The organism is Clostridioides sp. ZZV15-6597 (assembly GCF_020657815.1).
In the GTDB taxonomy this organism is placed as follows: domain Bacteria; phylum Bacillota; class Clostridia; order Peptostreptococcales; family Peptostreptococcaceae; genus Clostridioides.
On record NZ_JAGWCT010000111.1, the window covers coordinates 1 to 13035 of the forward strand.

General features: G+C 25.2%; 17 protein-coding genes and 1 riboswitch. Of the genes, 8 read left to right on the plus strand and 9 right to left on the minus strand.

Translation table 11 applies throughout. The annotated features are described in order from the left end of the window. Positions 1–46: 46 nt before the first annotated feature. The 8 genes from KGF52_RS17720 to KGF52_RS17755 all read right to left on the minus strand — a co-directional run bounded on the left by KGF52_RS17720 (position 47) and on the right by KGF52_RS17755 (position 6595). Positions 47–1279, minus strand: coding sequence for a sensor histidine kinase (locus KGF52_RS17720; RefSeq protein WP_227841084.1), 1233 nt, complete (start codon positions 1277–1279; stop codon positions 47–49). Beyond that, positions 1269–1940: a response regulator transcription factor gene (locus KGF52_RS17725; protein WP_227828406.1), complete on the minus strand. Its 672-nt coding sequence runs from the start codon at positions 1938–1940 to the stop codon at positions 1269–1271. The genes KGF52_RS17720 and KGF52_RS17725 overlap by 11 nt, the downstream gene beginning before the upstream one ends. A 15-nt stretch (positions 1941–1955) precedes the next feature. Continuing rightward, complete coding sequence (locus KGF52_RS17730; protein WP_227828405.1) at positions 1956–2795, minus strand: hypothetical protein; 840 nt, start codon at positions 2793–2795, stop codon at positions 1956–1958. 25 nt (positions 2796–2820) lie between these two features. Continuing rightward, entirely contained in the window at positions 2821–3459 is a 639-nt protein-coding gene (locus KGF52_RS17735) for a DNA-binding protein (RefSeq protein WP_227828404.1), read from the minus strand. Positions 3460–3472: 13 nt separating this feature from the next. After that, the gene (locus KGF52_RS17740; RefSeq protein WP_227828403.1) at positions 3473–4201 is read right to left on the minus strand and encodes a DNA alkylation repair protein; all 729 of its coding nucleotides are present in this window, start codon (positions 4199–4201) and stop codon (positions 3473–3475) included. A gap of 162 nt (positions 4202–4363) precedes the next feature. Next, entirely contained in the window at positions 4364–5053 is a 690-nt protein-coding gene (locus KGF52_RS17745; RefSeq protein WP_227828402.1) for a radical SAM protein, read from the minus strand. An 8-nt stretch (positions 5054–5061) separates the two neighbouring features. Then, entirely contained in the window at positions 5062–5625 is a 564-nt protein-coding gene (locus KGF52_RS17750) for an ECF transporter S component (protein WP_227828401.1), read from the minus strand. Position 5626: 1 nt separating this feature from the next. After that, positions 5627–6595: a nucleoside hydrolase gene (locus KGF52_RS17755; protein WP_227828400.1), complete on the minus strand. Its 969-nt coding sequence runs from the start codon at positions 6593–6595 to the stop codon at positions 5627–5629. A 101-nt stretch (positions 6596–6696) separates the two neighbouring features. Further along, positions 6697–6740: riboswitch (PreQ1 riboswitch) on the minus strand. A 603-nt stretch (positions 6741–7343) separates the two neighbouring features. Between KGF52_RS17755 and KGF52_RS17760 the strand changes: the two genes are divergently transcribed. From KGF52_RS17760 to KGF52_RS17775, 4 genes are all read left to right on the plus strand, one after another. After that, positions 7344–7700 carry a DUF3796 domain-containing protein gene (locus KGF52_RS17760; RefSeq protein ID WP_227841085.1) on the plus strand — a complete coding sequence of 119 codons (357 nt, stop codon included), beginning with the start codon at positions 7344–7346 and terminating at the stop codon, positions 7698–7700. A 2-nt stretch (positions 7701–7702) separates the two neighbouring features. After that, a complete protein-coding gene (locus tag KGF52_RS17765) occupies positions 7703–7903 on the plus strand; it encodes a helix-turn-helix transcriptional regulator (protein WP_227841090.1) in 201 nt (66 codons plus the stop codon). A gap of 73 nt (positions 7904–7976) precedes the next feature. Then, on the plus strand, positions 7977–8144 hold the full coding sequence (locus tag KGF52_RS17770; protein WP_227841086.1) for a succinate dehydrogenase: 168 nt from the start codon (positions 7977–7979) through the stop codon (positions 8142–8144). A gap of 254 nt (positions 8145–8398) precedes the next feature. Then, a complete protein-coding gene (locus tag KGF52_RS17775) occupies positions 8399–8581 on the plus strand; it encodes a hypothetical protein (protein ID WP_227828398.1) in 183 nt (60 codons plus the stop codon). Between the two features lie 82 nt (positions 8582–8663). On the opposite strand, the gene KGF52_RS17780 is transcribed toward KGF52_RS17775, so the two are convergent. After that, a complete protein-coding gene (locus tag KGF52_RS17780; RefSeq protein ID WP_227841087.1) occupies positions 8664–9491 on the minus strand; it encodes an N-acetylmuramoyl-L-alanine amidase in 828 nt (275 codons plus the stop codon). A gap of 1108 nt (positions 9492–10599) precedes the next feature. Between KGF52_RS17780 and KGF52_RS17785 the strand changes: the two genes are divergently transcribed. The 4 genes from KGF52_RS17785 (at position 10600) to KGF52_RS17800 (ending at position 12923) form a co-directional block, all read left to right on the plus strand. Continuing rightward, positions 10600–11229, plus strand: coding sequence for a TetR/AcrR family transcriptional regulator (locus tag KGF52_RS17785; protein ID WP_227841088.1), 630 nt, complete (start codon positions 10600–10602; stop codon positions 11227–11229). Further along, on the plus strand, positions 11204–11617 hold the full coding sequence (locus tag KGF52_RS17790; RefSeq protein WP_227841089.1) for an FMN-binding protein: 414 nt from the start codon (positions 11204–11206) through the stop codon (positions 11615–11617). Before KGF52_RS17785 ends, KGF52_RS17790 begins: the two co-directional genes overlap by 26 nt. A gap of 3 nt (positions 11618–11620) precedes the next feature. After that, positions 11621–12097 carry a flavodoxin domain-containing protein gene (locus tag KGF52_RS17795; protein WP_227829692.1) on the plus strand — a complete coding sequence of 159 codons (477 nt, stop codon included), beginning with the start codon at positions 11621–11623 and terminating at the stop codon, positions 12095–12097. A 226-nt stretch (positions 12098–12323) separates the two neighbouring features. Further along, positions 12324–12923: a GNAT family N-acetyltransferase gene (locus tag KGF52_RS17800; protein WP_227829693.1), complete on the plus strand. Its 600-nt coding sequence runs from the start codon at positions 12324–12326 to the stop codon at positions 12921–12923. Positions 12924–13035 lie beyond the last annotated feature (112 nt).

Genomic DNA, 13035 nt, shown 5'->3' on the forward strand with positions numbered 1-13035 from the left:
AGTATACCCATTCTTTATTTGTAAAAACAGATTTTTTATATTTTTATTATTTTAATTTTTTTGGTATTGATATTTCAAATGTAGTTCCAATGCCTATATCAGAAGTTACATCTATTTCAATAGACAAATTCAAGCTAATCATATGCGCTATTGAAAGGCCTATTCCAGAACCTTCTAAATCTTTATTTCTCACATTTTCACTTCTAAAAAATCTGTCAAATATAAAAGGTATTTCTTCTTTTTTTATACCTATACCAGTATCTCTTATAATTAATGTTACTTCATCTTCCACATCTTCTTTTAATTCTAATACTATCTCATCACCTAGTTTAGTATATTTAAAAGCATTATCAATAAAAATTAATATAAGTTGTCTCAATTTATTTTTATCTGTTATTATAACTTTATTCTTTAATTCAGAGTGAAATGTAAATTTTTTTTCTTGAAATTCAGCAATATCTACATAATCCTCTGATATTTCTTCTAGTAATTTTTCTAAATCAATTTCCTCCAAATTAACTTTAACAATAGAATCTTCCTTAGTAAGAGATAGTAAATCTGTTATCATCTTTTTAAGTCTTCTAGTTTCTTTCATTGCAGTAGCTATTGTTTCAACTTCATCATTTACTGTATTTTCTGGAGATTTTAACATACTTTCTAATTTTGATGAAACTATTGTTATTGGAGTCCTTAACTCATGTGAAGCATCTTGTATAAATTTAGCTTGGTTCCTCCAAGCAGTCTCTATTGGAATTAATGCTTTGCGAGTAAGATATACAGCTACAAAGTACGTGATTATAACAGAAATTAGTATTCCAATTATAAGTACAGATGTCAACTGTTTTAAAGAATTCATCTCTGAGTCAATGTTTCTGATTATTTGTATCTGATATCTGCCCATATCCACATTTAATTCTCTAAATGTATAACCATTTTCTGTATATTTAAAAAATGTATTTTTCTTATCTAGTCTTCTGTCTGGAAGTAATTCATCAAAATATTCATTTTGAGTATAGTAACTTATTCTGTCATCTTCATAGACATATACCATATCTTTAGGGTCTTTAAGTCTTATTGGGTTTAAAAATGAGGTTCTCTTAAATTGAGAAACTATATACTCCAGTTCATCATTGATTTCACTATCAATTCCACTATATGTAAGACCTCTAAAATATGAATATATAAATATAGAAAATATTATTAAAAAACTACCCACTACAACAATGTACATTTTTATTAAATGGTTTTTAGTGCTGGTGAATACATTCTTATTTATCATCGAATATGTATCCTACTTTACGCTTAGTTTTAATATATTTATCATATCCATATTTACTTAGTTTTTTTCTCAGATTGCTTACATATACCTCTACTATTTCAATAGTTGCATCTGAATCAATTCCCCATATTCTATCATAAATCTGTTCTTTTAATAGAATCGAACCTTTATTTAAAACAAAATATTCCAATAAGTTAAACTGTTTATTTTGAAGTTTTATTTCTTCTTTTTCAATATACACTCTTTTTTCTAATGTATCCAGATATAAAGATTTAAATTCTAATCCATTTCTTTCTTTTATTTTTCCATTAGTCCTCAATATGGCATATACTCTTGCTACTAGTTCCTCCATATAAAAAGGTTTTGTCAAATAATCATTGGCTCCTATAGTAAATGCTTCTACTTTATCGTCTAATGCTTCTTTGGCGGTCAATATAAGTACAGGTGTATCTATATTATTGATTCTCATTTTCTTCAAAATATCAATTCCATTTATATTAGGAAGCATTAAATCTAAGATAACTAAATCATATATATTTTGATTTATTAAATATAATGCTTCTTCTCCATCTTCACATTTTTCAGTTTCAAAATGAGTACTAAGTTCTTCTACTACACTTTCTAAAAGCACCCTATTATCTTCAACTATCAAAACCTTCATAAATATCCCCTACCTTTATTTGTCTATCTTGACTTTATGAGATTTCAAATCAATATCTACATTTGCCTTTTCTTTTATATCATCATAAGTATATCCTACTATTTCAACATTCTTTGCTTTTGTTGAACATGTTATATCTATATCTGTTTCTTCTGAAGCCTTTAAAACTTTGTATGATGGTACACGACTTACTGTTAAGTATTCTCCATTATCATTAACTTCCGCTGTCTTAAGGATAATATTCCCCAAATCTTTTGATGATGAATTCTTTACTTTTATTTGATATGTGATTCCCTCTTTTGACTCATTTACTTTTTTAAGTTCTGAAGTAGATAATACTTCATACTGACTACTATTTTCTAGCTTAATCTTATTATTTCTTATATCAATAGTATTTTTTTTTAAATTAACATATACAATTTTACCCTCTGCTTCATATTCATATGCATAGACTTCTACACTTTTAGCAAAAGTTTTATGTCCACATTCTACATAAGCTACTTTTCCAGGCATTAAAGTCATATCTAACAGAGATTTACTATCAGATGAAGTAATTTTTTTATTTGCATCGTATTCATTATATATTAGTTCAACATTTGATATATTAAATGTTGAATTATTTTCTATCTTTGTGGATGTATCTATTTTTCCATCTTCAGCTATATTTATAATATCTGTTGCTCCTATATTCAATACTTTTGCATTGTCCTTATCTATTGTCACTTCATTGTTGTCTTCTGCTTGAATCTCAACTGAATCAGAATGTTCTTTTTCCCTTTTACATGCAGTCAGTGTAAAAATAAATATTGTTAATATAATCATTAAAAAAATTAATTTTTTTACTATTTTATTCATATTAAGCACCTCATATAGTAGTATTTTATAGTAGATTTTTATATTTTTTCATGAATTCCTTCAATGCTTGTGTAAGTATTTGGTGTTTTTCAAAATTTGAGTTGCTACATAATCTTTCAAAGTCACTCCAAGTTTCTTTATCTATACGTATTCTTGTTGTTTTTAATTCACTTAAAGATTCATTATCTATATGTACATCTTTTTTATTAGATATTTTTTTAGGTTTTATATTATAATCCTTCACTTCTAAATACCAATCATACACTTCACAAAGCTTATCTAAATCTTCTTGAGTTATATTTATTTTTCTGTCTTTTTTAGGTTTAATATTTTTTCTTACCTTTGTATTTTTTAAATCTGTGTCGTTAAACTCAATTTGTTCAATACTCTTATCTAAAACCTTTTCATTAGATTTCTTCTTTTTGGTGCTTACCTTTTTTATATTATTAATGTTATCTTCCTTAGTTTTTTCTTTATCTAAATCTTCTTTATACTTTAATTCGTCTTTTAATATGTATTTACCTTTTTCTGACTTATATCCTTTTTTATTTAAAAAAGTTCTTAAAGTACTTTGACTAATTTTTAAATTTTGAGCTATCTCTGTAAATTTTATTCCTTTATTTTGAAGCTCTAAAAATTTATCAATTCTTTCTTCATTATTCATTAATACTCCTCCGTCAATATCTTCTTGTCTTTCTTTTCATATTTCTTATTATATTCTTCTTTTCTAAATCTACTCTGTTTGATTCAATTATCTTTTGTAACATTTTATTATAAGTAAAATCATCTAAATTGTTGTTTTTTATATAAAGAAGTGTTTCTTCTTCATACTTAACAAAACAAATTGATAATAGCCATGCCATACCCATTTTAACATAATATTCTTCACTTTGTATATTGTTACAGTATTCAAAGATATCTTTAATATATTCATCATCAACATAATATATTAAAAACATAACTAATGCAAATCTAATCTCCCACAGATTTTCTGAACAAACATATTTTTTTAGTATATCATACATGTATTCTTTATAATTATTTGTACTCTTTAGTCCAGAACAAAATCCATCACAAATTGCCCAATTACTTATTTTAGGTACAAACTTTTTTATATAATATGAAATTTCTTCAAAATTACTATTTATATTACCAATCACCATACCTTGTAACATAACTTCTTCATAATAAGTATCTTCTGCTACTTCTAAAAATTCTTTCCAGTTACCTTTACTTATTTCTTTTGACAACTTTCTTAAATTGGGAATTCTAATACCTATTATATTTTCTGTCCCTGGTATAAGTTTCTTATTAAAATCTCTATACTTAATATCTTGCATAGATTTCATATACTCTAAAAATTCGGTATATTCCAATTTATCCCATTTTTCCCTACTAAGCATCATTTATTTACTCCTTAGTTCCTTTTTTCTTATTGTAACATAAAATTATATAAAAAAAAGCTTCTAACTATCAGAAGCTTTTTCAAAAATATACTAAATTTTTCAATTTAAAATTTAAATTAAATTAAGATTTACTACAACATAATATCTCTTTAGAAAACCTTACTAATCTCCTACACCGAAGTCTGTATTATTGTACAAAACTTCTATATTTGGATTTTCATTTAAGAATTCATACTTATTAATAAACCATTTAACCAGCTCTTCATCTCTTTTTATTTTAGAAGAATTGTTTATAAAAACATTCACAGTTGCTTTTTCAAAAGTATTTAAAATAATATCTATATCATTATCTATCATTTCTTTAGTCTGTCCTTTAATTCCAACCATAATACAAGGTGAATCAAAATATTCTTTTACCTCTTCTGGAGTTTTAAATCTTGCATTTTTATTTAAAAAATTATTTCTAAAATCATAATCAAATGTTTCAACCCCAATTTTAAATATTATAGGTATTTCAAAATAATCTCTCATTTCCTTTAGTCTATTTTTGTAGGACCAATGACTTTCTAAGAATAGTTTTTTTATATTTTTTTCTTTTATAATCTTCTTTATTCTCTCTAAAGTATCTTTAGGTATTTCAAAACAGCTACCGGAATTTATGACTTCAAGAACTCCATATGTTCCAGTTATATTTTTTAAAACTTCAAAATTTAATTTGTTCATTTCTTCTTCCAAATTAGAATTATCATCTATATAATCACAAAAAGAACATCTTCCCCATATACATGGAAAGCTTTTTAGTAAAACTATTTCTCTTTGATTTTTATTTATTATCTCACTATATCTATCCATATTCTCTCCTATCTTTCTCCAGTTAATGATACTTTTAAAGTCTTTGGAACTGCATTTAGTCCTAAATTTACCAAAACAACCGCAATTAATTTATCTGTATAATCTGTGAACACTTGAGTTATAAACACACTAAATACATCTCCAAACCCTAGTACTTTTAAAATTTGAACTATATAAGAAGAACCAGATGATGTAACACCTCCAAACAAAAAAGCTGAAATTACTGAACTTACTATAGATGTTGGTATGGCAAATAACAATACTCCTAATGGAGTTTTTAGACCAGTTAAGAATTTCTTTTTAAAAGCAATACCAGCAAGTAATCCTGTTGATATCTGGACTGGTGCAAAATAAAGAGAATATACATCAAATGTAACCCCACTTATTAAACTTCCAAACACACCTGTAATAACAGCATATTTAGGTCCCAAAAGTGAAGCTATCATTATAGTTCCTATTGAATCTAAATATATAGGTAATCTTAGTCCCATAGCTATAAATGCACCTACTATATTTATAGAAATACCAAAGGCTATAAGTGTAATAGTTTTGACACATATTTTTCTTTTCACACTATATCACTCCTTCCACAGAGTCTATAATGTTTTCATATCCTTTAAAAAGTCTTTTTAAAAACATGTACATAAATTTCTTTTCATCAACCTCATTTAGAATAATCGCATTAGCATGTTTTTTGTAGAAATCAAATGAATCTACTATAGATTGCCCCATAGCTATTCCATCTTCCACAATTTCTACATATGATTCAAATCCCTTACATATACTTCTATCTATAAAATATGCTACTGCTAGAGGGTCATTTATTACACAACCTATTATTCCTTCTTGTTCCCAATGAAAATCAATATAAAATCTAGTGATTTCAGTTATATACTTAGCCATTTTTTCATCAAGTCTATTTATAAACTCAATAATATTAGGAGTAAGTACAATTTTTCTAGTTACATCCAAACATACCATGTGAATTTTTTTAGATAAATTCTTGTAAACATAATCCGCTCCATGTGGGTCTACCCAATAGTTAAACTCTGCTACTGGAGAACAGTTTCCATGAATTTTAAATGCTCCTCCCATAGATACAAATTCATCAAGATTTTCAAAGGCTTTTTTATCTTTCATAAGTGCTTTAGCTATGTTTGTAAGTGGTGCAAGTGCTATTATAGATACTTTTTCATGATTATGTAAAGTATTTATTATAAAATCTACTGCTCCATTTCTTGCTTTAACCTCTGTCACTTTTTGATAAAAATTTTCTCCTATACCATCTTCTCCATGTGTATCTTGAGCTGTTACAAGTGTTCTTTTTAGTGGTGCTTCTTCTCCTATATATACTGGAATATTTAGTGAAGAACACATTTGAAGTGTTTTTAGTGCATTTTCTGCACCTACATTTGCTGGTACGTTACCACAGCATGTGGTAATTCCAAGTACTTCTAGCTCTGGTGAGTTTAAAGCCAGAAGGATTGCCAAAGAATCATCAATTCCTGGGTCACAATCAATTATTACTTTTCTTTTTTCCATATTACTATCCTCCTTGATTTGTGGTCGAGGAGAACTACACATCTTTTTTCCACTTTCAAAAAGGTGTGTCTAAGGGTATTAATTATATACTGCCACTATATAATTCCTTAGTTTTTTATACTTGGAGTTCTCGAACAAGTACAGATGTTAAGTTTAGTTATGATTTTAAGTTATTTATTATAACATGTCAATCAACTAGAACCTTTCAAACACCTGATTTACTAACTACAAAAACTCTGTTTGTAGTTTAAAAGAATTTATTATATTTTTATGTGTCTCATTAAAGCATGCTCAAATAATAAACAAACTTTAATAAAATGTGGCACGTTTAAACCGATTATTATTATACAACAATATCATAAATATTACAATTAATACCTTTAATTAACTTTACATATAAAACTATCAAAACATTGAAATACTCAAATAGTATTATACCTAACATATAGCCTATTTTTAAGGGTTTATATTTTTATTCTATATAAATCTTTATTTAAGTTTTTGCGTTTTTTATTTATTTCTATAAAAATCATATCTCATTTTACAGTTCCAAAATTAATTACAATTTTTAGTTCTAACTTTTAGCTTCAATTTAAGGAAACTCTTTTGCAATTATTTTATAAATATAATTTCCAAAAAATATTTTTTTTGTTAAATTTAATTTTTATGTTGCAAATAAGCACTAAATGTTATATATTTTTAACAAGAAGTTAAAAATATATAACATTTAGGAAAGGAGTTGTTAATAATGAAAAATTTTAGAGAATTAAATAAACTAGGATTTTTAGGTTTCTTAGGTTTTTTAGGACTAGCTGGAATATACGCTGGAGAAATACGAACTATTAGTTTTTGTGCTTTCTTTGTTTTTTTTAGATACTTTAATATTATGCCAGATGAATTATTTAGAGAAAACTTAAGAAAAGCAGCTGTGCCAGCATTTTTCTTTACACTTTCATCACTATCAATAGCAATGGTTTTATCCATCATTTCAGATAATATTTCTACTATTGAAAATGGTCTAGGAATAAGTTTTTCTATAGCAATGATTAGCTTTGTTGCAATTTTTGCATATTTACAATACAAAGAAGGAAAAGGACTAGAATAATGATGATTCGTTCAAGAACTAAAGAATATAGAGCAAAATATAACATGAAACAGGATGAACTGGCATCATTAGTAGGAGTAAGAAGAGAAACTATAGGAAATCTTGAAAACGGAAAATATAACCCTTCATTAAAATTAGCATTTGACATTGCTAACGTATTCAATGTAAGTATAGAGGAAATTTTTGAATATATAAAAAATTAGCAACTATTCTCTTCTTAAAATTTTTGCTATACTTTTATTAAGTAGATTAAAACTAATATAAGTTGGTGATTATATGAAAAGAAAACTTTCAACACACTTTTTGGGATATATATTTGGTTTATTCATAGTATTTTTAATAGCTTTTATATTAAAAAAATTAGTGATAGATACTATGATAGGAATAATAATTGGAACTGGAATTGGATTTTTATTAATTTATCTATTTAATAAAAAAAGATGATGATAAGATTTGCAATACTTCAATAATGATGTTTACAAAAACCAATAATTATTTAGTATGACATCTAAGTGCTTATTGATAATTGTAAATAAAAAATGAATTGAATAATAATTCAACCAGTTTTACAATTGTAATATCCAGTTTTACATATACACTTGTAAAATATATTAAAGCGAAGTATTATACATATATATTTTCAAATAAAATAATTTATTTTATTTACTGAATATTTTTATTTTTTAGGGGGATGTATTGTGTTTAAAGACAAAGTTGATGAATGTGTTCATATAATGACTGCATACATTGTTAGTTTGAAAGAATACTATTCATTTATAGAAACTCAGATTGATGATTTTATTAAAAAATATGGAGAAGATATTGTGGAGTCTTGTCTTCATAGAATTATGATTTTATTATGTGAATGTGGTTTGGCATAAAATTTAATTTATCAAAAATAATAAGAAGAATTTTATATAAAATTCTTCTTATCTAAATATTTAATTTAATAAAAATTTTAAATTACGCTTTTTCTTTTATAAATGCTCTTGCTTTATCCATTGTTGACCACACATCACTATCATATATTTGTGTAAATTTTTCTCCTGTGGTCTTACTCATTTCTTTCATCTTGCTACAAGCACCTCCGCCAATAACATACAGATTCTCTGTTTTATATGGCTTATAATCTTTTATATCTATTACTAAATAACTTTCGTCTTTTCTTTTATAATATAATCCTATTATTTCTGCTGAAACTCTATCATCTCCACTATAAACTATTGTATGTTTAATCTTCTTGATATCTTCACTTTTTATATTATTATTTAATATACCTTCTACGATTAACTTAGCCAAGCCCTCATGTCCAAGTTTTTCTGCTTTCTCATAATCCTCTTTATTATCACAAAAAAAACTTTCTATTAATATAGCTGTAGGTTTTGAACTATTTAAAATATACAATCCTTTATCTAATTTAGCTCCCCTATTTTTGAATACCATACCTAATTTATTACATATTCTAGTTGCATATTCTAAGCCTTTATTGCTATAATATAACACTTCTGAGCCTTTTCCTTGACCATCACTTGCATTTAAATGTAACTCTATAAGTAAATCATATTCTCCAGCATTAACTCTAGGTATTTTATAAGACTTTTCTTCATTTTTAGAACTAAACTGTTTTTCAGGGCATATTATTACACTTACTGTATGCCCTTTTTTTCTAAATATATCTGCTAATATTGGCGCCAATAACTTGTTATACTGATATTCGTTAACTAATCCATCAGCAGAAGTACATGCCCCATTTTTTAGAATACTATGTCCTACTGTAATACATATTTTCATAACATTTCACTCCCTTAATTAGATTTTATCTCATGTATATGTCCCATAATAATGAAAATCTAAATGCATATAAATCATTCATCTTCATTAAAAAAAAATAATCATTATTTTATAAAAATATCACAAATATTCTTAATATTCAATATATAACACATAAGTGGCAATCTAAAATGCACAACTAGACAAAAACATGTTTATTTTCATCTAATTTGATAAATTTTTATGTGATTCTACCATATAATTTTTATTGTCTATTTTTATTTAAAAATTCGTAAAATTATTAATTGATAATACTTTTTTTAACTATAACACTTTTCTCATTTATATAATTTATAAATACCTTGTCTTAATTTTTTTATATTAATATCTCTTCATTACATTTTTTAATATAATTTTAGTTATATCAAGAATATTTTTTTAATCTTAAATATATTCACACATTCTCATAAATTATGTTATAATAAGAATATTGCGATGACAGCTTTAGATTTTTGACAACTGGAGTGTAAAATCACTCCTTTTTCTTTTTTACTAATTATGATAAATATTCAGTTAATATTAATATACTATTATATAAAGTAAATATAAAAAATAAACTTTGTTATATGTACATTTTGCATTAATGCAAAAATGAATTTCATATATATTTCTCACAATAGGAGTGCTATAGCACTCTTTTTTGTTTTTATAATTATGGGAAACATTCAGATACCCTGTAATAAATCTTCATTTTTCAATCCTATATAAGAATCAATTATTAGATAAATACTATCTTTTTTATCTTAATATTATCCAAATCAACATAGAATAAATCCAATATATCTTTTTAACATAAAAAATTTTTTCTTTAATATCATTTATCAAAATAGTAAGTATTCGCCTAAAAAGACTCTAATCAATTTTAATATCCTAAATTATTTTACAAAAGCAAATTAAGTTGCTTTAAATTAATTTGCTTTAAGAATAACTTAATTAAATATGTAACACTGTACTAACATATAAAGAATAGTAATTCTATATTACTAATAGATTGTTGACAAACTAAAAAATAAAATATACAATAACATTATAAATTAAATTAACACTGTTAAGTTAAAGAGGTGATTATATGGGTATCAAAGAAAGACGTAAAAATGAAAAAATAGAAATGAAGAAAAAAATTATGGATGCTGCCATTGAAATTATCAACCAGGATGGATATGAAAATTTATCAATTAGAAAGATTGCTACAAAAATAGAATATTCTCCAACCACTATTTATCTTTATTACAAAGATAAGGCACACATTATTAGTGATATGGCTAATGAACTTTATAATAAAATAGAAAATAATTCTATTGCTGTTATGGATAAGTACTCATCATTTTCAGTAGATAAACAAATCAGAGAAATTATGCTTACTTTTATCAAAATTCTTTCTAGCAATCCAGAAATGACAAAAGCCATAATGTATAGTGCAATGAATGTTATATTTGCATCTCAAAGTACTGCTAGTACCCCTACTAATAATGGTATAGAGGTGTTTGATGAACTTATTGCTACTGGAATTAAGCAAAAAATATTTAAACCAAATATAGATAATGCTTCTTGGATGCTTATAAGTGCATTATTAGGCTTTGTTTTATGTGCTGTTGAAAATCAATTGTATTCTTTACATAACTTCCCACAATTTATAGACAATTTCGTGGATATTTTACTTGGAGGAATTTACAATGAGCATTCACAACAAAAATCTTAATAAGAAAAATAAATTTTTAAGAATTCTAAAAGTATTAACAGTTTTATTTTTTATATTTATATGTATTATTATTGTAGCTGTAGTTAATTTGAAACCAGAAAAATTAGTAGTACAAAATATAAATCCTACTAAAATAAAAAATGGTACTTATCTTGGAAGTGCTGATAATGGTTTAGTAAAAGCTACTGTATCTGTCGAAGTTAACAATGGAGTAATAAAAGATATTGATATATTGAAACATGACACTCTTTTAGGCAAGCCAGCTGAAAAGATTGTAAATAATATTATTAAGCAACAGTCTTTAGAAGTAGATGCTATAACTTCTGCAACTTACAGCAGTGATACTATACGAAAAGCTGTAGAAAATGCTTTACAAAAAGGAGAGTAAAATATGAATACTATTATTATATATTCAAGTAAATATGGTTGTACCGCAGACTGTGCAAATATATTAAAAAGTAGACTATCAAATAATGTTACTATTGTTGATATTAAAGATAAAAACAGTAAAATTGAATTATTAAAATTTGATACCATTATTATTGGAAGTTCAATATATGTGGGTTCAGTTTCAAAAGAAATTCGTACATTCTGTAATGATAATATAGAGTTGTTAAACCAAAAGAAAGTTGGAATCTTTCTTTGTTGCGCATTCTCTGAGCAAACGGATAAATATCTATCAAGCAATTTCCCATCATCATTATTAAAGAGTGCAAAATCAATAAGTGTATTTGGTGGTGAAGCTAGATTAGAGAAAATGAAATTTTTTGACAAATTGATTATGAAATCAGTTACAAAAAATGATTACAATAGTTTGAAAATATCACAGGATAATATAGATAATTTTTTAAGAAATTTTAATGACTAAAATAAGCTATACTCTTCGTTGATAAATTCATCTACCCCTGCTTTGTTTCAAAGAGTTCAAAAGTCATAGAACGTTTTGCCATATATTTTTGTACATTTGGTTACATAACTTTCCCTTATATAGCTTTTGATATAAAATATAATAAAGTACATAATATGTTTTCACATTTAAACTTGAACATTATAAAATAAAAACTATTATATTTACTACATTGGAGATGATATTTATGGGAAAAGTTAAAATCAGATTGGCAAAGGAAACAGATGCTGAAGAAATATTAGCAATATATACACCATATATCACTAATACAGCAATTACTTTTGAATACGATGTACCAAATATTAGTGATTTTAAAAATAGAATAAAAACAATTTGTTCAAAATATCCATATCTAGTATGTTTAATTGACGAAAAAATTGTTGGATATGCTTATGCTCATGAACATAATGAAAGAACTGCTTATCAATGGAATGCTGGATTATCAATTTATGTTGACGAAAAGTTTGTCAGTTGTAAAATAGGCATAGCTCTTTATAATTCAATAATAGATATATTAAAATTACAAAATATTCAAAACTTATATGTTAGCATTACATCACCTAATATTAAAAGCGAAAGACTTCATCAACACTTTGGTTTCAAACTATGTGGTATTTATCATAATACAGGATACAAGTTTGGTAGTTGGCATGATGTTATGTTATTTGAAAAATACATAGGTACTCATCCTATAAAACCAAACTACATAAAAACAATTAAACAAATTGATACAAAAGAAATCGCTACTATTTTAGAAAAAAGCAGTCTTCTTGTTAAATTACTTTAAAACACAAACTTTAAATAAACTAAAATAAAAATAAGAAAGTAACTTTAAAATAAGTATTTTAAAGTTACTTTCTTATTTTTTATTAAATTTTATAATAATAGTCATATTAACG

Excerpts from the sequence above, each read along its gene's own strand:
- KGF52_RS17720 (WP_227841084.1), bottom strand. The coding sequence starts at position 1,279 with ATGATAAATAAGAATGTATTCACCAGCACTAAAAACCATTTAATAAAA.
- KGF52_RS17725 (WP_227828406.1), bottom strand. The coding sequence starts at position 1,940 with ATGAAGGTTTTGATAGTTGAAGATAATAGGGTGCTTTTAGAAAGTGTA.
- KGF52_RS17730 (WP_227828405.1), bottom strand. The coding sequence starts at position 2,795 with ATGAATAAAATAGTAAAAAAATTAATTTTTTTAATGATTATATTAACA.
- KGF52_RS17735 (WP_227828404.1), bottom strand. The coding sequence starts at position 3,459 with ATGAATAATGAAGAAAGAATTGATAAATTTTTAGAGCTTCAAAATAAA.
- KGF52_RS17740 (WP_227828403.1), bottom strand. The coding sequence starts at position 4,201 with ATGATGCTTAGTAGGGAAAAATGGGATAAATTGGAATATACCGAATTT.
- KGF52_RS17745 (WP_227828402.1), bottom strand. The coding sequence starts at position 5,053 with ATGGATAGATATAGTGAGATAATAAATAAAAATCAAAGAGAAATAGTT.
- KGF52_RS17755 (WP_227828400.1), bottom strand. The coding sequence starts at position 6,595 with ATGGAAAAAAGAAAAGTAATAATTGATTGTGACCCAGGAATTGATGAT.
- KGF52_RS17760 (WP_227841085.1), top strand. The coding sequence starts at position 7,344 with ATGAAAAATTTTAGAGAATTAAATAAACTAGGATTTTTAGGTTTCTTA.
- KGF52_RS17765 (WP_227841090.1), top strand. The coding sequence starts at position 7,703 with ATGATTCGTTCAAGAACTAAAGAATATAGAGCAAAATATAACATGAAA.
- KGF52_RS17770 (WP_227841086.1), top strand. The coding sequence starts at position 7,977 with ATGAAAAGAAAACTTTCAACACACTTTTTGGGATATATATTTGGTTTA.
- KGF52_RS17780 (WP_227841087.1), bottom strand. The coding sequence starts at position 9,491 with ATGAAAATATGTATTACAGTAGGACATAGTATTCTAAAAAATGGGGCA.
- KGF52_RS17785 (WP_227841088.1), top strand. The coding sequence starts at position 10,600 with ATGGGTATCAAAGAAAGACGTAAAAATGAAAAAATAGAAATGAAGAAA.
- KGF52_RS17790 (WP_227841089.1), top strand. The coding sequence starts at position 11,204 with ATGAGCATTCACAACAAAAATCTTAATAAGAAAAATAAATTTTTAAGA.
- KGF52_RS17795 (WP_227829692.1), top strand. The coding sequence starts at position 11,621 with ATGAATACTATTATTATATATTCAAGTAAATATGGTTGTACCGCAGAC.
- KGF52_RS17800 (WP_227829693.1), top strand. The coding sequence starts at position 12,324 with ATGGGAAAAGTTAAAATCAGATTGGCAAAGGAAACAGATGCTGAAGAA.